The organism is Streptomyces flavofungini, from assembly GCF_014650815.1.
GTDB lineage: Bacteria > Actinomycetota > Actinomycetes > Streptomycetales > Streptomycetaceae > Streptomyces > Streptomyces flavofungini.
Window position 1 is genome coordinate 62,569 of sequence record NZ_BMVR01000012.1, and the last position, 23,114, is coordinate 85,682.

Annotated in this window: 18 protein-coding genes; 5 read left to right on the top strand and 13 right to left on the bottom strand. The window is 70.9% G+C overall.

Annotated features, from left to right (window positions below):
* Nucleotides 1–49: 49 nt before the first annotated feature.
* The 5 genes from IE274_RS28270 to IE274_RS28290 form a co-directional block, all read right to left on the bottom strand.
* Nucleotides 50–835: an ABC transporter ATP-binding protein gene (locus IE274_RS28270; RefSeq protein ID WP_190118734.1), complete on the bottom strand. Its 786-nt coding sequence runs from the start codon at nt 833–835 to the stop codon at nt 50–52.
* Complete coding sequence (locus IE274_RS28275) at nt 832–1,812, bottom strand: FecCD family ABC transporter permease (RefSeq protein ID WP_190118905.1); 981 nt, start codon at nt 1,810–1,812, stop codon at nt 832–834. Before IE274_RS28275 ends, IE274_RS28270 begins: the two co-directional genes overlap by 4 nt.
* A 59-nt stretch (nt 1,813–1,871) precedes the next feature.
* Entirely contained in the window at nt 1,872–2,924 is a 1,053-nt protein-coding gene (locus IE274_RS28280; protein WP_372447119.1) for a FecCD family ABC transporter permease, read from the bottom strand.
* Nucleotides 2,921–3,916: an ABC transporter substrate-binding protein gene (locus IE274_RS28285; RefSeq protein WP_190118736.1), complete on the bottom strand. Its 996-nt coding sequence runs from the start codon at nt 3,914–3,916 to the stop codon at nt 2,921–2,923. Before IE274_RS28285 ends, IE274_RS28280 begins: the two co-directional genes overlap by 4 nt.
* Before the next feature lie 147 nt (nt 3,917–4,063).
* Nucleotides 4,064–4,948, bottom strand: a complete 885-nt coding sequence (locus IE274_RS28290) for a siderophore-interacting protein (RefSeq protein WP_190118737.1) — start codon at nt 4,946–4,948, stop codon at nt 4,064–4,066.
* Nucleotides 4,949–5,426: 478 nt separating this feature from the next.
* On the opposite strand from IE274_RS28290, the gene IE274_RS28295 reads away from it, so the two are divergent.
* Nucleotides 5,427–7,376: a glycoside hydrolase family 20 protein gene (locus tag IE274_RS28295; protein ID WP_190118738.1), complete on the top strand. Its 1,950-nt coding sequence runs from the start codon at nt 5,427–5,429 to the stop codon at nt 7,374–7,376.
* 59 nt (nt 7,377–7,435) lie between these two features.
* Here IE274_RS28295 and IE274_RS28300 read toward each other — a convergent pair whose 3' ends face one another.
* From IE274_RS28300 to IE274_RS28320, 5 genes are all read right to left on the bottom strand, one after another.
* A complete protein-coding gene (locus IE274_RS28300; RefSeq protein WP_190118739.1) occupies nt 7,436–9,034 on the bottom strand; it encodes a glycoside hydrolase family 30 protein in 1,599 nt (532 codons plus the stop codon).
* A gap of 46 nt (nt 9,035–9,080) precedes the next feature.
* On the bottom strand, nt 9,081–11,225 hold the full coding sequence (locus IE274_RS28305; protein ID WP_190118740.1) for a beta-galactosidase: 2,145 nt from the start codon (nt 11,223–11,225) through the stop codon (nt 9,081–9,083).
* Between the two features lie 82 nt (nt 11,226–11,307).
* Complete coding sequence (locus IE274_RS28310; protein WP_190118741.1) at nt 11,308–12,651, bottom strand: ABC transporter substrate-binding protein; 1,344 nt, start codon at nt 12,649–12,651, stop codon at nt 11,308–11,310.
* 126 nt (nt 12,652–12,777) lie between these two features.
* Entirely contained in the window at nt 12,778–13,728 is a 951-nt protein-coding gene (locus IE274_RS28315) for a carbohydrate ABC transporter permease (protein ID WP_190118742.1), read from the bottom strand.
* A 3-nt stretch (nt 13,729–13,731) separates the two neighbouring features.
* Nucleotides 13,732–14,652 (bottom strand): carbohydrate ABC transporter permease, encoded by a 921-nt coding sequence (locus IE274_RS28320; protein ID WP_190118743.1) that lies wholly within the window; start codon nt 14,650–14,652, stop codon nt 13,732–13,734.
* Between the two features lie 278 nt (nt 14,653–14,930).
* Here IE274_RS28320 and IE274_RS28325 point away from each other — a divergent pair, with 278 nt between their 5' ends.
* The 3 genes from IE274_RS28325 (at nt 14,931) to IE274_RS28335 (ending at nt 18,136) form a co-directional block, all read left to right on the top strand.
* Nucleotides 14,931–15,926, top strand: coding sequence for a LacI family DNA-binding transcriptional regulator (locus tag IE274_RS28325; protein ID WP_190118744.1), 996 nt, complete (start codon nt 14,931–14,933; stop codon nt 15,924–15,926).
* A 455-nt stretch (nt 15,927–16,381) separates the two neighbouring features.
* On the top strand, nt 16,382–17,023 hold the full coding sequence (locus IE274_RS28330; RefSeq protein ID WP_190118745.1) for a CAP domain-containing protein: 642 nt from the start codon (nt 16,382–16,384) through the stop codon (nt 17,021–17,023).
* 342 nt (nt 17,024–17,365) lie between these two features.
* On the top strand, nt 17,366–18,136 hold the full coding sequence (locus IE274_RS28335; protein ID WP_190118746.1) for a hypothetical protein: 771 nt from the start codon (nt 17,366–17,368) through the stop codon (nt 18,134–18,136).
* A 69-nt stretch (nt 18,137–18,205) separates the two neighbouring features.
* On the opposite strand, the gene IE274_RS28340 is transcribed toward IE274_RS28335, so the two are convergent.
* The 3 genes from IE274_RS28340 to IE274_RS28350 all read right to left on the bottom strand — a co-directional run bounded on the left by IE274_RS28340 (nt 18,206) and on the right by IE274_RS28350 (nt 21,405).
* On the bottom strand, nt 18,206–19,636 hold the full coding sequence (locus IE274_RS28340; RefSeq protein ID WP_190118747.1) for a 3-hydroxybutyrate oligomer hydrolase family protein: 1,431 nt from the start codon (nt 19,634–19,636) through the stop codon (nt 18,206–18,208).
* Nucleotides 19,633–20,688 carry an extracellular catalytic domain type 1 short-chain-length polyhydroxyalkanoate depolymerase gene (locus tag IE274_RS28345; protein WP_190118748.1) on the bottom strand — a complete coding sequence of 352 codons (1,056 nt, stop codon included), beginning with the start codon at nt 20,686–20,688 and terminating at the stop codon, nt 19,633–19,635. The genes IE274_RS28340 and IE274_RS28345 overlap by 4 nt, the downstream gene beginning before the upstream one ends.
* 174 nt (nt 20,689–20,862) lie before the next feature.
* Nucleotides 20,863–21,405 (bottom strand): GNAT family N-acetyltransferase, encoded by a 543-nt coding sequence (locus IE274_RS28350; protein WP_190118749.1) that lies wholly within the window; start codon nt 21,403–21,405, stop codon nt 20,863–20,865.
* Between the two features lie 477 nt (nt 21,406–21,882).
* On the opposite strand from IE274_RS28350, the gene IE274_RS28355 reads away from it, so the two are divergent.
* Entirely contained in the window at nt 21,883–23,097 is a 1,215-nt protein-coding gene (locus IE274_RS28355; RefSeq protein WP_229909859.1) for a trypsin-like serine peptidase, read from the top strand.
* Nucleotides 23,098–23,114 lie beyond the last annotated feature (17 nt).

Below are 23,114 nucleotides of genomic sequence, written 5' to 3' on the forward strand. Positions count from 1 at the left end.
CCGACCACGGCGTTCGTGCGTCCGGGCGCAGAACACCACGAGTTGCGCGTCACTCCCCTTCGAGCGTGGGCACCACCATCGGCGTACCCGTCACCGGGTCGGGGATGATCACGCTCGACAGGTCGAAGACGTCCTTGATCAGGGCGGCGTCGACGATGGTGCCGGGGGCGCCCTCCGCGACCACGCGGCCGTCCTTCATCGCGATCAGGTGGTCGGCGAACCGGCAGGCCTGGTTGATGTCGTGCAGGACGGCGATCACCGTGCGGCCCGCGTCGCGCAGCTCGGCGAGGAGGCCGAGGAGTTGGTACTGGTGCGTGATGTCCAGGAAGGACGTCGGCTCGTCCAGGAGCAGGCAGGGCGTCTCCTGGGCGAGGACCATGGCCATCCAGACGCGCTGGCGCTGGCCGCCGGACAGCTCCCGCACCGGCCGGTCGGCCAGGTCCTCGACCCCGGCGGCGGCCATCGCCTCGGCGACGGCGTCCTCGTCCTGCCGCGACCACAGCGCCAGCAGCGACTGGTGCGGGAAGCGGCCGCGTCCGACGAGTTGGCGGACCTTGATGTCGTCGGGGGCGAGCGGATCCTGCGGCAGGAAGCCGAGTTGCTTGGCCAGTGCCTTGGTCGCGTAGCCGCCGACCTGGCGGCCGTCGAGGCGCACCTCCCCCGTGTCGGGGCGCAACAGCCGGACGAGGGCGCGCAGCAGGGTGGACTTGCCGCAGGCGTTGGGGCCGACGACGGCGGTGAAGGCGCCGTCGGGGACGTCGAGGCTCAGGTGGGTGGACACCACCCGGTCTCCGTAGCGCAGGGTGAGGTCCCGCGCGGTCAGGCGTGCGGTCACGCGCGCGCCACCTCCTTGGTGAGCAGCCAGATCAGGTAGCAGCCGCCGATCGCGGTGCTCACCACTCCGACCGGCAGGGCGACGGGGGCGAGGAGCATCTGGGCGATCAGGTCGGCGCCTTGGAGCAGTACCGCCCCGGTCAGGGCGGCGGGAAGCAGCGGCACCCCGGCCGCGCCCGCGAGCCTGCGGCCGATCTGCGGAGCGGCGAGGGCGATGAACGCGATCGGTCCGGCGACCGCGGTGACCGTGGCCGTACAGCCGACGCCGACGAGGACCATGAGGAGCCGCAGCCGGTCGAGGCCGACACCGGTGGTCACGGCGATGGCGTCGCCGAGTGCCGCCTGGTGCATGGCGTGCGCGCGAGCGGCCATCAGGGCGAGGAGTACGCCGATGACGGTGAAGGGGATGCCGAGGTCGCCCCAGCCGACGCCGTTGAGCGAGCCCGCGCTCCAGCCGACCGCGGCGATCGCCACCTCCAGCTCGGCGCGCAGCACGATCCACGAATTGAGCGCGGTCACCATCGCGTTGACGGCGACGCCGATCACCACCAGGCGCAGCCCGGAGAACCCCCGGTCGTACGCGAGGACGTAGATCAGGGCCGCGACGGCGAGCCCGCCGAGCACCGAGCCGACGGCCAGTTGCGCGGACGTGCCCGACAGGACGGTCAGGGCGACCAGGGCGCCGGTGTAGGCGCCCGCGTCGAGGCCGATGACGTCCGGGCTGCCCATGGGGTTGCGGGTGAGGTTCTGGAAGAGGGCGCCGGAGACGCCGAGGGCGGCGCCGAAGACCAGGGCGGCGAGGACGCGGGGCAGCCGCCAGTCCTGGATCACGATGGACGGTTCCGACCCGTTCAGCGCGGCGAACACCTCGCCGGGGCTCTTCCAGGACGCGCCGTAGCAGAGTCCGAGCAGGCCGAGGCCGAGGATCAGGGCGGTGAGGACGGCGACGAGGATCACCGTGCGGCGTTCGGGCCGCAGTCCGAGCGCGCTGAGGACGGTCCGTCGTCGCGCGGGAGCAGCGAGGGCCTGACGTGTGGTCACAGCGCCCCCGCCCCGTGGCGGCGGACGGCCCAGATCAGCATGGGGCCGCCGAGGAACGCGGTCACGACGGCGACCGGCACCTCGCCGGTGGGCAGCAGCACCCGGGAGCCGATGTCGGCGACGAGCAGCAGGATCGGGCCGACGACCATCGTGTAGAGGATCAGCCACGGCACCGAGCCCCCGGCGGGCCTGCGCACCAGGTGCGGGACGATCAGGCCGACGAACAGGATCGGCCCGGCCACCGCCGTCGCCGCGCCGCTGAGCACGGTGATCAGGGCGAGCGCGGCGATCCGCACGCGCCCCACGCTCGCCCCCAGCGTGTTGGCGACGCTCTCGCCGAGTGCCAGGACGTTGAGGGCCCGGCTCAGCAGCAGCGCGCCGATCAGGCACACCCCGATCGCGGCCAACGGCAGGGCCAGGGGCGCCTGTTCGCGGGCCGCGAGGGATCCGACGGACCAGAAGCGGTACGAGTCGAAGACGTCCGGAAGCATCAGCCGCAGGCCCATCGCGACGCCGCTGAGGACCGCGGTCAAGGCCACGCCGGTGAGCACCAGGCGCAGCGGGGAGCGGCGCCCGACCGCGGCGACGAGCAGCGCCGCGAGCACGGAGCCGACGATGGAGAAGCCCAGTTCGCCCACCTGACCGCCGGTCAGACCGAGCGCCGAGCCGAGGGTGATGGCGAACCCGGCGCCCGCGGTGACCCCGAGGATGCCGGGCTCGGCCAGCGGGTTGCGGGCCAGCGTCTGGATGAGCGCGCCCGCCAGGGCGAGGGCGGCGCCCACCGCCACGGCGAGCAGCGCGCGCGGCGCCCGTACGTCGCGCACGATCACGTGGTCGTCGGTGCCCTGGAAGTCGAAGAGCGCGCGGACGACCTCGGCGGGCGGCACCGAGCGGGCGCCGATGCCGATGCTGACCACGGCGACGGCCACCAGGAGCACGAGACCGCCGACGAGCAGGGCGACACGTGGGGTGGCCCGCCCCGATGACGTCACCTCGCGGACGCGGCCCCCCGGTGCCGGCGCCTTTGACGCGCGGCCCGCGCCGGTCACCGCTTCAGGAGCGGAGCGAACGACTTGTCGATCGCGTCCAGGGTCTTCATGGCCTGCCCGTAGGTCGCGGCCTCGGTGTAGCGCAGCGGGTAGGTCTTCCCTGCCTTGACCGCGGGCAGGTTCTTCCACAGCTTCGAGTCCATGACGTACTTGACCGCCTTGGGGACGCTGCCGTCGGCCTGCACCGAGTACGTGATGGCGTCGGCCGCACGCAGCGAGGCGGGCAGTTCCTCGATGGACGGGTACTCGCTGACCGCGTGCGAACCGGGGCCGGGCTTCTTGACCTTGCCGTAGTACTTCGCGCCCAGGTCCTCGGCGATGTTCGTGCCCCACGAGTTGCCGAACTCGCGCTGGAAGGTGCCCTTGGCGACCTCCCCGTACGCCCCGACGTGCCCCAGCTTGAGCTCGGGCAGCACGCCCTCGTACTTCTTGGCGAGCTTCGCGGCCTTGGCCTCGTACCGCTTCTGCACGGCGTCGAACTTCTTCAGCGAGCCCGCGGCGTCGGACTGCTTGCGGGTCAGCTTGCGCCACGCGGACGGCACGGTCGGGCCGATCGCCACGACCGGGGCGATGGACTCCAGGCGCTGCACGTCGATGTCGCCGAGCACCGGGGCGGGCACACCGATGACGATCAGGTCGGGTTCGGCCTCGGCGATGGCCTCGTAGTTGGTCTCCTTCGCCAACTCCCCCGCCACCTTGGGGAGTTTCTTGTACGTGGCGAGGTCCTTCTTGCTCATCAAGGGCTCCCCGCGCTTCCACGACGAGATGCCGACCAGCGACGCGTCGGCCTCGATCATGGCGGGCACGGCATAGCCCGTCGCCACCACGCGCTTCGGGTCGGCCGGGATGGTGATCTTGCCGTTGTCCGCGGCGAACACCCGGGTCTTGCCCTTGCCGGCGGCGTCCGACCCGTCCTTGGACGAGCCGCACCCGGTCACGACCAGGGCCAGCGCCAGGGCGCCGACGAGGGCCGAGGATCTGCGGAGGGACATGCGTTGCTCCTTGCTCTTGAGGGCGGCTCATGCGGGAGGGCGCCCTTTCGGGCGGGACGACGGCCAGCGGTCAGCGACCCTTGCGGCGGGACGGCCGGGCAGCGGCCTTGCCCCCACCCCCGTCCCCGCCCCCGTCCGGCCGAATGGTCAGTGGCTGTGGGTGTGCCCGTGCTCGTGGCCCGGCTCGTGCTCGTCGTCGAAGTCGGCGACGCCGCGCTTCCAGTAGCCGGTGATGTCGTGGTCGGTCTTGTCGAGCCGCAGGTCGTCGCGGACCCAGCGGCGCAGCGGCTTGATCTGTCCCGCCTCGCCCGCGACCCACACGTACAGCCGCTCGCCCTCGGGCACGGTCACCGAGGTCACGGCCTGCGCCAGGGCGTCGCCGGTGCCCGGCGGGCGGTCGCCGCGGTGCAGCCAGCGCACTTCGACACCCTCGGGCGCGGACAGCTCGATCTCCTGCGTGGCGTCGGCGACGTCGACGAACGCCCAGCCCTTCGCGCTCCTGGGCAGCTCCTCCAGCCAGCGGGCGATGGCGGGCAGCGCCGTGATGTCACCGGCGAGCAGGTAGCGGTCGTAGGTGTGCGGGACGATCAGGCCCCCGGGCGGTCCGGCGACGTGGATGACGGCGCCCGGTTCGACCGCGTGGGCCCAGTCCGAGGCGAGGCCGCCGTCGTGCGGGGCGATGTCGATGTCGATCTCGCCCGTGCCGGGGTCGTAGCGGCGCACGGTGTACTCGCGTGAGGTGGGCGCCGGCCGCGGCCAGCGCAGCATCGTGCCGTTCGGCTCGGGCAGCCGCAGGGTGCCGTCGGGCTCCGGGAAGAGCAATTTCACGTGTTCGTCGGGCGAGTGGGCTTCGAACCCCGCGGTGCCCGGCCCGCCCAGCGTCACCCGCAGCAGGCCCGCGCCGACCATGGCGGTGCGGACGACTTCGGTTTCCCGGACGCGGATCGGGTAGCCGACCTTCTCGGCGTGCTCGCCCGTCCGGACCTCGGCGATCCGCTCCAGGTGCCGGTGCCGGTGGTCGATCAGACTCATGCGGCACCGCCCGACGGTCGTCCCGTCGTCGACGAGCCTTCCCGCGCCGCCCCCGCGTTCCACGTCGGCATGGATTCCCCTCCCCTTGATCAAACTCAGGCAAGGCTAACCTAACTCACCGGCGTGCGGGCATGCGAGGGGGAGGGTCCGCCGCACGGCGACCTCCCGACTCCCCGGCACCTGCTTCCGCGTCACATTCCCGCGCGGTCCCGCCAATTGCCCCCTTCGCTTTCCACCCACGGGCGCGAACCGTGCATATCCGGCGGCCGCACGAGGAATGCATTGGCGCAGACCAAATGATACCTAGAGGTAACTGGTCTACACCTCTTGACCTCTTCAGCGCACCCGAGGATGGTAGGGGCGACTCAGCGTGAAGTACCCCTTGTCGTACGTCTCCTTTCACCCCTCACAGTTGGCGACGCCGGCCCACCCGCAATTCACGAACGTGGGCCCTGCCATGCCACTTTCAGGAGTCGACTTGAAATCAAGACATCCCGTCATGGCCGTCATCGCCCTGAGCACCCTCCTCGCTTCCCTCCTCGGTCTGCGCGGCGCCCCCCACGCTTCGGCCGCCCCGAATAGCGCACCGCCGGGAGTGGTCCCTGCCGTGCAGAAATGGGACGGCGGGAGCGGCCGCCTCACGCTCACCTCGTCAAGCCGCATCATGGTGCCCCGAGGCGCCCCCGCGAGTGTGCGGAAACTGGCCTCTCAAGTGGTCGCGGAATTCACCGAGCTGACCTCTCTCCGCTTGCGTGCCGGAACGGGAGATCCGGCCGCCGGTGACATCGCACTACAGGTCGACGCCGATGCCGACTTCGGTGCGGCCAAACCGGCGCTGCGCCCCGAGGCGTACCGCCTGAAGATCACCGATGGTTCCGTCGGCGTCGTGGGCGGCGGTAACAAGGGGCTCTACTACGGCACCCGCACGCTCCTGCAGTCCGTCCTCGGCTCGCCCGACCGCGCGAGCCTGCCCGTGGGCACCATCGTCGACTACCCGAACTACGCGGTGCGCGGCTTCATGCTGGATGTGGGCCGACGCTACTTCACACCCGAGTTCATCAAGTCGTACCTGCACTGGATGGGCTGGCTGAAACTCAACACCCTCCAACTGCATCTCAACGACAACGAGATCACCCCGCCGAACGGCGACTGGTCCAAGGCCTTGTCCGCGTTCCGTCTCAAGAGCACCAATCCGAAATTCGCGGGGCTCGGAGCGGAGCAGGGATACACCCGGCAGGACTGGGACGCATTCGAGGACACGGCCGCCGCGAACAGCGTCGACATCGTCCCGGAGTTCGACTCACCGGCACACTCCCGGGCCTTCATCAAGTTCAAGCCGGAACTGGGCCTCAACAACGGGAACTCCGACCATCTGGATCTGAGCAAGCCGGAGACCACCATCTTCATGAAGAGCGTGTTCGCCGAATTCACGCCGTGGTTCCGGGGACCCGCTGTCCACATCGGCATCGACGAGTACCCGAAGGACCGGGCCGGGGATTACAAGAAGTACGTCAACACCCTGGCGCCGTATGTGCGCTCGCTCGGCAAGAACGTCCATGCCTGGGGCAGCTTCTCGCAGATGTCGGGCGGCGGCGCGGGCTACGACAAGAACATGACCATCAACAGCTGGAACAACGGCTGGTACGCGCCCAAGGCCGCCATCGCCGACGGCTACAAGGTCATCAACTCCAACGACGGCCTGCTCTACGTCGTCCCCTTCGCGAACTACTACCACGGCCAAGGCCTCGACGGCCGGGACATCTTCGCCAACTGGGAGCCGCACGTCTTCGGCGGCGACCAGAACCTCACCCCCCATGACCCGAGCCTCCTCGGCGCCATGCCCGCCGTGTGGAACGACCTGGTGCGCGCCGACTACACCGAACTCCAGGTCCACGGTCTGATCGACAAGAGCTTCGACGCGCTCGCGCAGAAGATGTGGTCCGGGGGCGCGGCAGGCACCGACTACACCGCCTTCCTCAACCGGGCGGCCACCGTCGGCAGAGGCCCCGGCACCGCCCACCTCAGCCCCGACCGCACCCCCGGCGACCTGGCCCACCGACGCCCCACCGCCACCTCGTCCACCGAGACCGCGGCCTTCCCCGCGTCCCACGCGGTCGACGGCAGCGCCACCACCCGCTGGGCCAGCCGCTACACCGACGACCAGTGGCTGAGCGTGGACCTCGGCGGTGACCACCGCGTCAAGTCCGTCCGGCTGAACTGGGAAGCCGCCTACGGAAAGGACTACGACATCCAGGTGTCCCCCGACGGCACCACGTGGCGAACAGTGGCCGAGCGCCGGGGCCGCACGGAGGCGGGAGAGGACACCTTGACCTTCCCGGCCACCACCGCCCGCCACGTACGCGTGCAGGGCATCACGCGCGGAACCGGCTACGGATACTCCCTGTACTCCCTCGAAGTCTTCGACTGACAGCTGAGGGTGACGGTCCGTCGGCCGCCCGTCCTCGGCCGACGGACCGCAACGGCCCGCTACGCGGTGCCGGACACCCCGTCCACGACGAAGCTGGTGACCGACTCGGCCGGGACGGTGACCGTGGCGCGGCTGTCGGTGACCCGGACGGGATCGCGGCGTTCAAGTGCGCCGTCGGCGCTGGTCACGACCGGCGTCACGGTCGCGTTCGGGCTGACGGAGGCGAACTTCGACAGGTCCACCGTCACCGTGCGCTCCGAGCCGGTGGAGTTCACGTGGACGATCGTGGCGCCGTTGCCGTCCGCGTCGACCGCCGCCGCGCTGGAGTCGTTGTCCACCCTGATCAGGCGGTCGCCCGGACGGATGTGGTGGGTGAAGTTGCGGGCCGTGTCGAACTTGGTGTTGGTCCTGATGGGGCAGGTCTTCAGGGTGTCCTTGGCCGTGCAGTCGAAGGGGAGCTGGATGCTGCCCCAGTTGCCGCCCTTGGCGCTCTCACCGCCGGGCTTCATGTTGTTGTAGTCCTCGACGGGCTGCCAGAACACCCAGGCCGTGGGCTCCAGTTCGCGCAGGTCGTCGACGATGTGCTGGGCCAGGCCGAGGCCCGACTTCATGTCCTCGAAGTCCTGCCCGTCCGGGTCCCACTCCCCCTCGACCTCGCTCATCCACAGCGGCTTGCCCGCCGCCTTGGCCAGGTCGCGCACCGTGGTGCGGCCCCCGGTGCCGTACGTGTGGACGTTGAGCTGGTCGACCAGGCGTCGCACCTCGGCCGGGTAGGAGTTCCAGTTCTCCGCGAACTTGGCCGGGTTGGTCTCGTCCATCGCCGAGATCTTCGTGCGGCTCTTGGACTTCCGCAGGGCCGGGGCCAGCGAGCGGATGACCTGCTGCTGCAGGCCGGGACCCAGGTGTGCGCCCTCCTGACGGCCGCCGATGGGCTGCCCGTCGGGGCCGAGCTCGGTGCTCCAGTAGTCGGTGTTGGGTTCGTTGAAGGGGTCGAGCGTCTTCACCTTGATGCCGTGTGCCTTCTCCAGGCGCCGGGTCGCGCCCGTGAGGTACGCGGTGAAGTCGTCGATGGACTCCGTCTTGAGCTGGTCCTCGTTGGCGTCGAAGCCCCCGGAGACATAGCCGCTCTTCGTCATGAACCACGGGGGCGAATTGCTGAACGTCTCCCAATGGTCGATCTTCGACTTGATCCGGTCGACCCACCAGCGCTGGGGCTTGTCCGCGTCGTCCTTCCAGTGGGCGGGGTCGGCGGGGTCCCACCATTCGGTGTCCTCGCGGGTGGTGCCTTGGGGAGCCTGCCACCAGCCCTCGACCGCGCCTCCGGCCCGGAGGTAGTCCTTGACGTCGGGGGCGTTGCCGCCGCCGATGTTGTAGCGGGCGATGTTGAGGTTGAGCCCGCCTGCGCCGAACAGCAGCTCGGCGAGTTCGTTGCGGATCTCGTCGGGATAGCCCCCGGTGGCGTTGGCGAACCAGGCCAGGCTGGTGCCCCAGCCCTCGAACTTCTGCCGCGCGCTCGCGGGGTCGGGCTGGACAGTGACGGAGTCGGCGGCGCGTTCCGCCGCGGGTGACGGTGGGGCGGCGGCGAGTGCGGTGACCGCGGCCAGGGCGGTGACGCCGAGGACGGTCGGCAGCGGCCGCTTGCGGGTGCCGTGTGCCATCGTGATCCCTTTCTGGAGTTGTCACTTCGGGTGGTGCGCCGTGCTGTCAGGCGGCGGGCTCGCGCAGGACCGCGACTCCGCGTGGGGGCAGGGTGAGGTGGCGCCGCGGTACGTCTTCGTAGGTGCCGGGGCGTGCGTGGTCAGGGCTGCCGGTGAGTGCGTCCGCGGCACCGGTGGGTGTGTCTCCGTCGCCGGTGTGCGCGCCGCCGTCGCCGCCGGTGAGCAGGTCCCCGGCCAGGCCGGTCAGGGTCACCGCCTCATCGGTGCGGTTGACCAGGAACAGGTAGCGGTGGTCCCCGGCCCGGCGGACCGTGAGCTCGACCCGGCCGCGCGCGGCGGCGGGGAGTTCGCTGCGGACCTCGGCCGCGTCGAGCAGCCGGGGCAGCAGCCCGGCCAGCCCTTCCGCGCCCAGGCGGGTGCCGACATAGGCGGCCGACCCGCTCCCGGCGCGGCGGCGGGTCACCGCCGGGCGACCGGCGTGCGCACCCGAGCCGTAGTGCGCGAGGACCTCCACGGCGGGGTCGACGACGTCGACGCGGTCGGCCCACAGCGTGCCCGTGAGATCACCGGCCACGGACACGGCGTCCCCGTCCGGCAGCGGCCCGAACTCCTCGACCCGGATGCCCAGCAGATCCCGCAGCGCGCCCGGATAGCCCCCCAGCCACACGTGGTCGTTCTCGTCGACGATCCCGGAGAAGTACGTCGTGACCAGGTGGCCGCCGCCCTCCGCGTACCGGGTCAGCCGAGCGGCCAGCTCCCCGGGCACCACATGCAGGACGGGCGCGACGAGCAGCCGGTACGGGGTGAGATCGGCGTCCGTCGTGACGACGTCGGCGCGTATCCCGAGCGTGAGCAGCGCGGAGTACCAGTCGAGCGCCTCCTGACGGTAGTCGAGGAGGGACGTGGGGTGGGAGTCCTGCTCGCTGGCCCACCACGACTCCCAGTCGAAGAGGATCGCGACGGCGGCCGGTTCGCGCCCGGAACCGGCGATCGGCGCCAAGTCGCGCAGGGTGCGGCCGAGTTCGGTCACGGCGCGGAAGACCTCGCTGTCCTCCCCCGCGTGCGGGACCATCGCCGAGTGGTACTTCTCGGCTCCGGCGGCCGACTGGCGCCACTGGAAGAAGCAGATGCCGTCGGCACCGTGGGCGACGTGCAGCAGCGAGTCGCGGGCGAGGTCGCCGGGGCGCTTGGCCACGTTGACCGGCTGCCAGTTGACGGCGCTGGTGGAGTGCTCCATCACGTACCAGGGGTGGCCGCCGGCGACACCGCTGATGAGGTTGGCGGAGAACGACAGCTCGTCGCGGTCCTGCGGGCCCGGGTGGACGTAGTGGTCGTTGGAGACGAAGTCGACCTCGCCCGCCCAGTCAGCGTAGTTCATGCCCTTGGTGCCGCCCATCACCATGAAGTTGCTGGTGACCGGGGTTTCCGGGGTGAGGCGGCGCAGCAGGTCCCGCTCGGCGCACAGGTAGTCCTTCAGCGCGTCCGACGAGAAGCGCTTGAAGTCGAGCTGCTGCGTCGGGTTGGGGTGGGAGGCGGCGAGGCGGGGCGGCAGGATCTGGTCCCAGTCGCTGTAGCGCTGCGACCAGAAGGCCGTGCCCCAGGCGTGGTTGAGCCGGTCGAGGCTGTCGTACCGATCGCGCAGCCAGGCCCGGAAGGCGCGGGCGGCGTCGTCGGAGTAGTCGTAGATGTTGTGGCAGCCCAGTTCGTTGTTGACGTGCCAGGCCGCCAGGGCGGGGTGGCCCGCGTACTGCTTCGCCATGGCGGAGACCAGGCGGAGCGCGTACTCACGGAACACCGGCGACGTGGGCCGCCAGTGCTGCCGCGCCCCGGGCCAGACCGTCGCGCCGGCGGCCGTGACCGGCAGGATCTCCGGGTGCGCCGTGGTGAGCCAGGGCGGCGGTGACGCGGTGGCGGTGGCGAGGTCGACGGCGATGCCGTGGCCGTGCAGGAGGTCCATCAGCTCGTCGAGCCAGGCGAAGTCCCAGACGCCGTCCTCGGGTTGGATGCGCGCCCAGGAGAAGATCCCCAGGGAGATGATGTTGACTCCGGCCCGGCGCATCAGCCGGACGTCGTCCTGCCACACCTCCCGGGGCCACTGCTCGGGGTTGTAGTCGGCGCCGTAGGCGAGCCGGGCGCGGGGGCCGCCGTCCGGTCCGGGCAGCAGGCGGGGCAAGGTGGTGCGACGGGTCATCGTCACTCTCGTCTTTCCAGGCGTGGGGGCGTGCGGCATGCGCGGGGGCGTCGAGCACGCGCGGGGGCGTCGGGCGGCCGGATCACTCGTGGACGGTGAACCCCTGCTGCTTCCCGTACTCCGCCGACTTCCGCTGCCACGACTTCAGCCCGTCGGCCAGCGACGTGTCCGACACGTACGCCTTGCCCGCCGTGTCGTTGAAGACGGAGTTGGAGTACACCTGGAACGGCAGGTACTTCCAGTCGGCCGGGACGCGCGCCGCCGACTCGGCGAAGACCTGGTTGGCCTTCTGGCCGCCGAAGTAGGGGAACTTGGTCTGCTGGAACTTGTCCGACGTCAGATCGGTGTTGGTCGCGGGGAAGGCGCCGTCCTTGATACGGGTCTGGACCCCGGCGCCGTGGTTGGCGTACTCGATGAAGGCGTACGCGAGCTCCTTGTTCCTGCTGGCCGTGGGCAGGGCCAGGGAGCTGCCGCCGTTCTCCGCGCTGGCCTTGCCGCCCTTCGTCCACTGCGGCAGCGGGGCCACGCGCCAGTCCCCCGCGCCGGACTTCACGCCGGAGGCGAGGTTCGCGGGCATCCAGGCCCCGATGGCCAGGGTCGCGATGGTGCCCTTGGCCATGCCCTGGTACCACTCGTCGCTCCAGGACGTGATGGGCGCCAGGAGCTTGTCGTCGATCAGCTTCTGCCAGGTGCCGGTGTAGGCGGCGGCGCCCTTGTCCTTGAAGTCGATGCCGACGGCGGTCTTGTTCTTCACGTCGAAGGGCCGCGCACCCGCCTGCCACAGCAGGCTGGTGGTCAGGCCCGCGTCGCCGGTGTCGTTGGTGATGTACACCTTGGGGTCGGCCTTGTGCAGGGCACGGGCGGCGTCGACGTACTCGTCCCAGGTGGTGGGCACGGCGATCTTGTGCTTGTCGAAGAGCTTCTTGTTGTAGAACAGCGCCATCGGCCCGGAGTCCATCGGCAGCGCGTACGTCTTGTCGCCGCCCTGACTGACGGCGCTCCAGGGGCCACGCGAGTAGCTGCTCGCGAGCTCGTCCGCGCCGAATCCCGACAGGTCGGTGACCGACTCCTTCAGGGCGAACTGGCCGAGGGCGTAGTACTCGATCTGCGCGACGTCGGGGACGCCCTTGCCCGCGGACATGGCGTTCTGCAGGGCGGTGTACTGCTTGTCGTTGGTGCCCGCGTTGACGAGGTCGACCTCGACGCCCGGGTGCTTCTCCTCGAAGTCCTCGGCGACCTTCTTCAGGGTGGGTTCCCAGGCCCACACCGTGATCTTTCCGCCCTTCTTCAGGGCCGCGTCGATGTCCTTTCCGGAGACGTTCTCAGGGCTGTCGCCGTCGTCGGAGGAGCCGCAGGCGGCCGCTCCCAGGGTCAGTGCGCAGACGAGGGCGAGACCGCGCAGGGCACGGCGGGTGTTCAACGACATGGGCGTGCTTCCCCTTAGCTGGGCGTGCGGATCGATGGGCGGGAGCGGCCCGGGGGCGGAGTGCGCGAGGGCCGGAGTGGGTGGGGTGCCGAGTGAGCGGAGCCGGGATCGGGCGCGTGGAGAGGGCTACTCCTTGACGCTTCCGGCGGAGAGGCCCGACTGCCAGAACTTCTGGAGCAGCAGGAACGCCGCGATGAGCGGCAGGATGGTGATGAGCGACCCGGTGATCACCAGGTGGAAGACGGGCTGGCCGCCCGCCGTCGAGGCCTGGGCGTTCCAGCTGTTGAGGCCCAGGGTCAGGGGATACCAGTCGGGATCCTTGATCATGATCAGCGGCAGGAAGTAGTTGTTCCAGGTCTGCACCATCGTGAACAGCAGGACGGTGACCATGCCGGGCGCGAGCAGCGGCAGACACACCTGGAAGAAGGTGCGCAGCTCCCCGGCGCCGTCCACGCGGGCGGCCTCCATCAGCTCGGCGGGGATCGCCTCGGTGGCGAAGACCCACATGAGGTAGAGGCCGAAGGGCGAGATGAGGGAGGGGATGATGACGGCCCAGGGGGTGTTGGTCAGGCCCATCTCGCCGAACATCAGGAAGGTGGGGACCGCGAGGGCGGTGCCGGGCACGGCGACCGCCCCGATGACCACGGCGAAGACGACGCGCTTGCCGGGGAAGTCGAACTTGGCGAGTGCGTAGCCGCCGAGGACTGCGAGAACGGTGGCGCCGCCGGCGCCGAGGACGACGTACAACAGGGTGTTCAGGAGCCAGCGGGTGAAGACGCCGTCGTTGTACGTGAAGGTCGCGCTGATGTTGTCCCAGAGGGCGAAGTCGCCGCCGAACCAGAGGCCGAACGAATCGGCCAGGCCCTCCTGGGACTTGGTGGCGCTGATGACCAGCCACAGCAGCGGCACCAGGGTGTAGAGCACGACCAGGCCCGTGAGCAGGGTCAGAGGAACGCTGCGGCGGGGGCGGGCGAGGCTGTGCCGCTGCCGCCGGGGGGTGCGCAGACGGGGCGGCGGTGCGTGCCTCGGGCCGGTGGCGCGAGTGGTCCTGGCGACGGTCCGGGTGGGGGTGGCCATGGGTCACGCTCCCTTGCGCATGCCGCGGAGCTGGACGACATAGGCGATGACCATGGTGATCAGGCCCATGATGATCGCGACGGTCGCGGAGTAGTTCTGCTGCTGTCCGTTGAACGACAGTGAGTAGGTGTAGAGGTTGGGGGTGTACGAGGTGGTGATGGCGTTGGGCGCCAGGTCCTGCAGGATGCTCGGCTCGTTGAAGAGCTGGAAGCTGCCGATGATCGAGAAGATCGTGGCGATGACCAACGCACCCCGGATCGCGGGGAGTTTGATGGCCGTGATGACGCGCAGCTGGGAGGCGCCGTCGATCTCCGCGGCCTCGTACAGGGAGTGCGGGATCACGCGCAGCGCGGCGTAGAAGATCAGCATGTTGTAGCCGACGAACTCCCAGGTGACGATGTTGCCGATGGACGCGAGCACGAGGTCCGGCGACAGCGGGTCCGGCAGCTCGGCGCCGAAGGCGTCGTTCACGTCGCCGACCAGGCCGAACCGGGTGCCGTACAGGAAGCCCCACATGAGGGTGGCGACAACGGCGGGCACGGCGTACGGCAGGAAGATCGATATCCGGAAGAAGCTCTTGCCGTACAGCCTGCCGCTGTCCAGGGCCAGCGCCACGAGCAGCGCGATCCCCAGCATGATCGGCACCTGGACGGCGAGGAACAGTGTCACCCGCCCGAGCCCCTCCCAGAACTCGGGGTCGTCCAGGGCCCGTTGGTAGTTGTCCAGGCCCACGAAGGTGGTGCCGCCGATCAGCCGGTCCTGGAAGAGGCTGAGGTAGATCGAGTAGGCGATGGGGGCCAGGAAGACCAGGGCGAAGACCAGCGCGAACGGGGCGACGAACCCCCAGCCCGCCCAGGAGCGCCGCGACCGTCGCGGGGGTGGTGGGCCCGCGCGTCCGACGGCGGCGGATTGCAGTGTTGCCATGGCTGTCCCCTCGTACTCGCCTCGCGCCCGACAGGGACGCGCCTTGCGATGTTTACGTAAACATCGATGGCCGGAAAGGGCCGCTGGTCGTGTTATGTTTACGTAAACATTGAGTGGGAGATGTCTACACTGCGCCGCAACGGAGGGTCAAGGGGCTGCGCGAGAACTCGAGTGGCGTGCGGGGAAGGGTGCAAGTGACAACCAGCGGAACACCTACGGGCGGGCGTCGGACGCCGGGCCGTCAGGGCGGGGCGCCCCGCCGCAAGCAGGGCGCTTCCATGATGGACGTGGCCCGGCTCGCCGGTGTCTCCGGGCAGACCGTCTCCCGGGTCTCGAACGGCTTCCCCGGCGTCACCGAGGAGACCCGCGCCCGGGTCCTGGAGGCGATGACGGAGCTGGGCTACCGCCCCAACAGCGCCGCGCGGGCCATGCGGCGCGGCGAGTTCCGCACCATCGGCGTCGTCACCTTCACGCTGTCGACCACGGGAAACGTCCACACGCTCGACGCGATCGCGCGCTCGGCGGCGCAGGAGGGGTACGCGGTCACGCTGCTGCCCGTCGCCGTCCCCACGCAGGACGAGGTGCGCGGTGCCTTCTCCCGCCTCGGCGAGCTCGCCGTGGACGCGATCATCGCCATCATGGAGGTGCACCTCCTGGACGCGTCGTCCCTCGTCCCGCCGCCCAACGTGCGGGTCGTCGTGGCCGATTCTCACGCCGGCGACCGCTACAGCGTGGTCGACACCGACCAGGCGGGCGGCGCCCGGACCGCGGTGGACCATCTGCTCGGCCTGGGCCATCGGACGGTGTGGCATGTGGCCGGACCCGCCGAGTCGTTCGCCGCACAGGGCCGGGAAGGCGCCTGGCGGGCGACCCTTGAGGCGGCGGGCCGCGAGGCCCCGACCACCTTGCGCGGGGACTGGACCGCCGCATCGGGCTACCGGGCCGGGCTCCTCCTGGCCGAACAGCCTGACTGCACCGCCGTGTTCGCCGCCAACGACCAGATGGCCCTCGGCGTGATGCGCGCGCTGCACGAGAAGGGGCGCGCGATCCCCGGGGACGTCAGCGTCATCGGCTTCGACGACATCCCCGACGCCTCCTCCTTCTTCCCGCCCCTGACCACCATCCACCAGGACTTCGACCAGGTGGGCCAGTTGCTCGTGGAGAGCGCGCTGCGGCAGATCCGCACGGGGTCCGGTGAGCAGGGCACGACGCTGGTGCCCACGCACCTCGTGGTGCGGGAGAGCACGGCGGCTCCGGCTGCGGGGCGCCGCTGACGGGGGCGGCGCGCTCGACCACGGGAAGGGAGCGCGCGTGAAGGCGGGTGTCCCGGAGCGGGGTCGGCCTGTTCAGCGCCGCGTGAGCCGTGTCTGCCGCTCGCGCCTGGGAGGCACGCGCGCGTAGGCGTGGGGGAACACTACGCGCGCGTGCCGGTCGAGGGTGTCGCCAACTGCGGGTCGCCTACTGCTCGTTGGGGGCGCGGCACGGGCGCCACGGCATCGACCCTGCCCGTCAGGGTGGCGCGGGCGGGGCCGGGGCGGGATGGACTTTCGCGTACGGCTCCATGGACTCTCGTACGTCCGGGCGGCGTTCGTTCAGCGCCCGGTTCGCCGAACCCGAGCGATTCACCGAACCGAACGAGAGGACGTCCGCGAAAAAGTGTTGTCTCAGGGTGCCCAGCCGCTCTCCTATACGCCGGACAGACCGGCGATCAGCACAGAGCGGAGCAGACATGCGCCTGGATCACGACGACCAGCAGGACCGGACGCCTTCCCAGGAGACCGGGCAGCGAGGTCGTCACGGCCGGGGTACGCGCGGGCGGAAGGTGCGCATCCTGGCGGGCGGCGTCGTGGCGGCTGCCGCCGTCGCCTCGGTGGGGACGTTCGCGCTGGCCAATCCCTCCGGCGCGGAGGGGCAGCGCGAGGGCGGGGCGAAGGCCGCCGCACCGCGCGCCAAGACGCCGCCGAAGCGCCCGGCGCCGAGCAAGTCCGCGAAGTACGCGAAGCAGCTTCTGGTCCTCGTCAACAAGGAGCGGGCGCGGGCGGGGTGCAGGCCGCTGCGCCTGGACCGCCGGGTGCAGGCCGCCGCGATGGCACACGCCAAGGACATGGCGGCGCGCAACTACTACGAGCACACCAGCCCGGAGGGCGCGAGCGCCGGGGACCGGATGCGCAAGGCGGGCTACCCGGCCGGGGCCTGGGGCGAGAACATACACAAGGGCCCGAAGGGCCCCAAGACCGCGATGCGTGACTGGATGCGGAGTTCCGGACACCGCCAGAACATCCTCAACTGCGCGTACAAGGACTTCGGCGCCGGTGTCAGCCTGAAGGCCAACGGCCCGTGGTGGGTACAGAACTTCGGCACCAAGCGCTGATGCCGGACCCCGCGGGGCCGGTGCGGGGCGAGGAATGACCGGCCGGGTCGTGGGATGACCGGGTGGGTCCAGGACCAGGAGGACAGGTCCTGGACCCACACCAGGCCGTCCGATCGGGGGGCAGGGGCTTCGGCGTGGGGGACGGCGAGGGCGAGGTGGTGGGCCCGCGGCACCGTACGACAGCGCATCGCGCCCCGACCACCTCCCACCGGCCACCGGCCACCGGCCACCGGCAGGCTCACGTCATCGTTCCGGCACCGGCCCATCCCGTCGCGTTCGGGTGGCGTTTCCCCGCGGCGTCGATCATGCGCCGAGTACCACTCGCGCCAGAGAGGCCCTTTCGTGCAACGACGTGACTTCGCGGCCGCCGTGACCGCCGCCCTCGCCACCCCGGCCGTGCTCGGCGCTCCGGCCACCGCCGCCGACCGCTCGGGCGACGGGCTCGCACGCCACATGCGCGCGGCGCTCGCCCCGGAGCTCGACGACCGGGCCGCCGCCCGCGCCCTGGTCCCGCACCTCCACGACGTCGGCTTCGACTGGCACCCGGAGACGGCCCCGCTGCGGAAGCTGGACTTCCTCGTCGCGTACGGCTTCGGCAACCGTCCCCCGGCCGGAGGCGGCGACCCCTCGAAGGTCCGGCCGGAGCCCGGCCCGGTCAACGAGGAGCTGGCCGACGCCGTGGCCCGGGTCCGGCGCCACCGGGACGTTCCCGTGTACGCCCAGTGGGAGATCGCCCGGTTCCTGGAGTCGAAGCACCACATGCGGAACGTGACCTCGATCGAGCCGGTGATCGCGCCCGACGGCACGATCACCTACCTCAGCACCGACGGTGTCGCCGCCCAGGTGGCCGAGCTCCGCGCGAAGCTGCCCGGCGGGATCGGCACCGCGGGCGTGGTCGGCTTCCGCGATCATGTGAAGCGGTGCGTCCAGACCACGCGCGACCGGGGCATGGCGGCGTACGCGCCGCGCGGCTTCGAGATGCCCGGGACGTACGACGTCGAGTCGGGCCAGCCGTGGACGCGGCGCCGGGACCTGTATCTGGTGCACGACATGGCCTCCCAGTGGGCGGTCCTGCGCGAGAAGCTGGTGAAGCAGGCGTATCCGAACGGTTGACGACCGGCACCCGCCGCGCTCGTCACGCCCGCCCTCAGCCCTCAGCCCTCAGCCCTCAGCCCTCAGCCCTCAGCCCTCAGCCCTCAGCGGGCAACTGGTCAGCAGGGTGGCCGGGTCCGCCCCTGCGGGACGCGGGATCGTGCGGCTGGGCGGCGGGCGGTGGCCGGTGCGGAGCCAGCCCTCGACGGCCGCGAACGCCGAGCGGTGGCAGGGCAGGAGCGGACGGAGCCGGCCGGGGAAGGTGTCGTACAGCGAGTCGGTGTGGGTGGCTCCCTCGACGCGGTACGAGCGGAACAGGCCGCCCCGGCCCGCGTCCCGGACCAGCCGGGCGTAGGTGTCCGCGTCGCGGCTGATGGGCAGCAGGACATCGAGGGTGCCCTGCACGGTGATCAGCGGTTTCCCGATGCTGCCGGTCAGCTCGATCCGCTCGACGGCGCGGTGGACGCGTGCCGGACGCCGCGCGTAGTCGTAGTCCGCGTCGCAGCCGGGGGCGCCGGGCGCGCAGTACGGGGTGCCCGCATCGGCCGGGCCGTCGAAGCCGGGGTCGAACTCCTCTCGGTAGATCCGCTGGGTCAGGTCCCAGTAGGTGCGGTGGTGGTGGGGCCACAGGAATTCCGAGCCCGCGGGGAAGCCCGCCGCGAGGAGCTGTCGGTGGGCACGGGCGGCTCCGGTGCCGCCCGCCGCGTAGGTGGGGTACGCGCGCAGCGCCGTCGGCAGGGAGGTGAGCGGGTTCGGCCCGTCGGCGCGCCACAGCGTGCCCTCCCAGTCGATGCCCCCGTCGTACAGCTCGGGGTGGTTCTCCAGTTGCCAGCGCACGAGGTAGCCGCCGTTGGAGATGCCCGTGGCCAGGGTGCGGCCGGGCTGCCGGCCGTAGCGCTGGGCGGTGACCGTGCGGGCGGCCTTGGTGAGTTGGGTGACTCGCCGGTTCCACTCGGCGACGGCGTCGCCCGGCCGCCGGCCGTCGCGGTGGAACCAGGGTCCGGTGTTGCCCTTGTCCGTGGCGGCGTACGCGTAGCCGCGGGCCAGCACCCAGTCGCCGATGGCCCTGTCGTTCGCGTACTGCGCCCGGTTGCCCGGAGTCCCCGCGATCACCAGGCCGCCGTTCCAGCGGTCGGGCAGCCGGATCACGAACTGGGCGTCATGGTCCCAGCCGTGGTGGGTGTTGGTCGTGGAGGTGTCGGGGAAATGGCCGTCGATCTGGATGCCGGGTGCGCCGGTGGGCGTGGGCAGGTCCTTCGGGGTCAGTCCGGCCCAGTCGGCCGGGACGGTGTGGCCCGAGGCGACGGTTCCGGTGGTGGTCAACTCATCGAGACAGGCGGCCTGTTGGCGCTCGGCGCCTGGGACGTCCAGCTGATCGAGGTGGGTGCAGGTCGCGGATGCGGGGGTGGACGGGGTGGCCTCTCCCGGGGTGGCGTCGCTCGGGGTGGCGGTGAGGGCGAACAGGAGGGCGGCCCCGGTGGCAGCCGTGCGCGCCGGGTGACGGGGGCGTGATCGGCTCATCGCTGAAGGCCGAAGAACTCGGTGATCCAATAACTGGAGCAGATCGACGCGACGAAGTGCGCCGTCCCCGTCGCCCCGCACTGCCGCGTCCCGCTTCCGGGATCGACCGGCGTGCCGTGGCCGACGCTCGGCACCCGGTCGACCTCGACCGCGACGCTGCCGTCGGCGGCCAGGTGCTGCTCCCGCCGGGTGCCGTCGGGGCCGATGGTGGACGTGCGGTCGGGGGTCTGCCGCAGGCCGTGCACGGCTGTCCACTGATCGCGCAGGGCGTCCGCGTTCTTCGGTACGACGGTGGCGTCGCGGTCGCCGTGCCAGATGGCCACGCGCGGCCAGGGCCCGGTGTGGCCGGGGGCGGCGTCCTTGACGCTCTTCGCCCAGGCCGCGGGGGTCCGGTTCACGCCGGGGTTCATGCAGGTGAAGGCCGAGAGGACGTCGGTGGCGCAGCGGTAGGGCAGACCGGCGACGACGGCCCCCGCCCGGAAGACGTCCGGATAGGTGGCGAGCAGCGCCGAGGTCATCCCGCCGCCCGCCGACAGGCCCGTCACGTACGTACGGGTGGGGTCGCCGCCGTACGCGGATCCGGTCTTGGCGACCATCTGCCGGATCGAGGCGGCCTCGCCCTGCCCGCGCTGGGTGTCGGCGCTCTGGAACCAGTTGAAGCACTTGTTGAGGTTGTTCGACGCCGTGGTCTCGGCGAAGACCAGCAGGAACCCGTACTGGTCGGCGAACTTGGTCAGGCCGGAGTTGTCGGCGTAGAGCTGGGCGTTCTGGGTGCAGCCGTGCAGGGCCACCACGACGGCCGGGTTCGCGGGCAGTGGCGTCGGCCGGTACACGTACATGTTCAGGGCGCCGGGGTTGGCCCCGAAGTCGGTCACCCGCTCAAGGGTGACCGCCGCCCGGGCCTCGGGGGCCGGGCCGTACAAGGTCGCGCCGGAGGCGAGCGCGAGGGCCGCCACCAGTGTGCCGATCCTGCGCGTGCGGCGTCGGAGCCATGCCGTGCACCGGTCCAACAGGGCGGCCGGGGTGGGCAGTTGGGAGTTTCCGTACTCCATGGAAGCCTCCTGCAGGCGACGAGGTGCCGGTCACCCTAGGAGCGCCCCGAACGCCGCGACATGGCGACGGACCCCACAACCGGGCCCGTCTCCGCGTCGCACACCACCCTTGCCGACGGCCCACCCTCGCCGACGGCCCGTCCTGGACCGGCAGGCGCGGGTATCGGACAGGCTCTAGCCCTGCGAGTCCGGCTTCCAGTCCTGCACGAGGAGCCCGAGCAGCACCTCGTCCAGGAACTCGCCCATCACCCACGCCGAGGAGCGCAGCACGCCCTCGCGGACGAAGCCGTTGCGCTCGGCGGAGCGCAGCATCGCGGCGTTGTCCGACAGCGTTTCGATCTGCAGCCGCCACAGGCCGCGCACGACGAAACCGTAGTGGCACAGCGCCGCGACGGTGTCCGTGCTGTAGCCCTTGCCCCGGGCGGACGGCAGCAGCCCGACACCGATGTGCGCGGACCGGTTGTGGGTGTCGATGTTCCACAGCCCAGCGCTGCCGATCAGCTCCCCGCCGTCCAGCGCCACCACGGAGAACGGGGCGTGCCGGTCCCGCTTGTCGTCCACCGCGAACTGCGAGTCCTTCGACCCGGGCGTGATCGGCCGCCATGGCAGGACGTTGGACCGTGAGTAGACGACCACGTCGTCGTGGAGCCCGGTCTCCAGGATCGGGATGTCGTCCTCGTGCCGGGCCCTGAGCCCGACCTTTCCGCCCTTTAGCATGCATTCTTCCTAGCCGACCGGGCGGGCCCGCGGCAAACCAATAAAGGGTCGTCGCGGTCGGCGTGACGGCGGCAGCGACCGAGGACATCGCGGCCACACGCGATTCTTGGACTTTCCTTGCGGCCTAATTGGACTTTCCCGTCACGGTGCGGCTCAACTCCTGGACGTTTCAAGGGAGTTACCCTATACCGGACCCGATCGCCTCCTTGCGTCTACGTATGGCTCACGGGACCGAGCCCTACCGACGCCCCCCACCCATTCAAGGAGTCGCGCCGTGTACAAGACCCCCGGTGACTGAGACGGGTCCAGTGCTCCAGAACACCCTTCGCCGCACCTGACGGATTGCCTTGCGGCAATTCACGTTCCCCTAGTGGCGTCGCGCCTTGTGCTGCCCTTTCCGGCATATATCCGGCTGCCGACTGCCAGTTGAGCACAAATTGCCCACGGTACGAAAGGCCCGTTCACCCAGGAGGTAACGTGATAAGAACCAACCCGCTCAAGCGCGCCCTTGTGGCCGCCGCTCTGGTGGCCGCGGGGGTCATGGTCCCCGTCGCGCCCACGACGGCGGGCGAATCCGCACCCGAGGCCGCGGGCGAAGCCCCACCGACCGCCGCGAAGCCCGCTCCCCTGCCGACCGTCGGCGACGAGAAGGCGGTCGATCTCAGGCTCGGCTCCCCCGGGAGCCCGGACCGGCGGGAGATCCGGCGCCCCGGAGCGCAGTACGTCAAGGTGCACTTCTCCCGGCTCACGCTGGCGCGCGGTGACTATCTGACGGTGGCCGACCCGAGCGGCCGCGAAGTGCACACCTACCACGGCGATCCCACCCGCGGCGGCGCCGCGAAGGGCGACGCGAGCTTCACCCGGCACGGCCGCACCGGCTTCGCCGCGATGTCGGTGGACGGCGACACCGCCGTGATCACCCTGCACACCCGCGAGGGACGGAACTCGGCCGCCACCATCGACCGGTACTGGCGCGGCTACTCCGACAAGGAGATCAAAGCCAAGAACGGGCCGGGCGTGTTCAGCGTGTGCGGCGCCGACGGCCGCCGCGACACGGTCTGCTACAAGGAGAACCACCCCGCCCAGTACAACGCCTCGCGCCCCGTCGCCCGCATGCTGACGAACGGCAACGGCTGGTGCACGGCCTGGCGCGTGGGCCGGGGCAACCACATGATGACCAACAACCACTGCGTCAAGACACAGGCCGAACTCGACACCATGGAAGTGCAGTTCAACTACGACTGCGCCACCTGCGGCGGCAACAACCCCGGCCCCGGCACCAAGGTGGGAGCGAACCAACTGCTGCGCAACTCCGCCGAGCTGGACTTCGCACTCTTCAACGTCGACAACTTCGACCAGATCAGCCAGTTCGGCACGCTGTTCCTGGAGACCCGCGCGCCGGTCATCAACGAGCGGGCCTACGTCATCGGCCACGGCGACACCAAGCCGAAGCGCATATCCCTCTTCGAGGAGCGCGACGGCGGCGCCTACTGCGCCGTGAAGACCACCGGGGGCAACAGCGTCGGCTACTCCTGCGACACCTCGGGCGGCAACTCCGGCTCCCCGGTCCTCGCGGGTTCCTCGCACAAGGTGATCGCCCTGCACTGGGGCGGGTCCTGCCCGAACAACGTGGGCAATCGGATGGACCGCATCTATCCGCAGATCCAGGACCTGATCGACAACCGCGCCTAGTCCGAACGGACCCTGCG

Coding starts and splice junctions, on each gene's coding strand:
- IE274_RS28300 (WP_190118739.1), bottom strand. CDS start 9,034: ATGGCACACGGCACCCGCAAGCGGCCGCTGCCGACCGTCCTCGGCGTC.
- IE274_RS28340 (WP_190118747.1), bottom strand. CDS start 19,636: ATGAGCCGATCACGCCCCCGTCACCCGGCGCGCACGGCTGCCACCGGG.
- IE274_RS28320 (WP_190118743.1), bottom strand. CDS start 14,652: ATGGCAACACTGCAATCCGCCGCCGTCGGACGCGCGGGCCCACCACCC.
- IE274_RS28305 (WP_190118740.1), bottom strand. CDS start 11,225: ATGACCCGTCGCACCACCTTGCCCCGCCTGCTGCCCGGACCGGACGGC.
- IE274_RS28290 (WP_190118737.1), bottom strand. CDS start 4,948: ATGAGTCTGATCGACCACCGGCACCGGCACCTGGAGCGGATCGCCGAG.
- IE274_RS28350 (WP_190118749.1), bottom strand. CDS start 21,405: ATGCTAAAGGGCGGAAAGGTCGGGCTCAGGGCCCGGCACGAGGACGAC.
- IE274_RS28285 (WP_190118736.1), bottom strand. CDS start 3,916: ATGTCCCTCCGCAGATCCTCGGCCCTCGTCGGCGCCCTGGCGCTGGCC.
- IE274_RS28310 (WP_190118741.1), bottom strand. CDS start 12,651: ATGTCGTTGAACACCCGCCGTGCCCTGCGCGGTCTCGCCCTCGTCTGC.
- IE274_RS28315 (WP_190118742.1), bottom strand. CDS start 13,728: ATGGCCACCCCCACCCGGACCGTCGCCAGGACCACTCGCGCCACCGGC.
- IE274_RS28345 (WP_190118748.1), bottom strand. CDS start 20,688: ATGGAGTACGGAAACTCCCAACTGCCCACCCCGGCCGCCCTGTTGGAC.
- IE274_RS28330 (WP_190118745.1), top strand. CDS start 16,382: ATGCGCCTGGATCACGACGACCAGCAGGACCGGACGCCTTCCCAGGAG.
- IE274_RS28325 (WP_190118744.1), top strand. CDS start 14,931: ATGATGGACGTGGCCCGGCTCGCCGGTGTCTCCGGGCAGACCGTCTCC.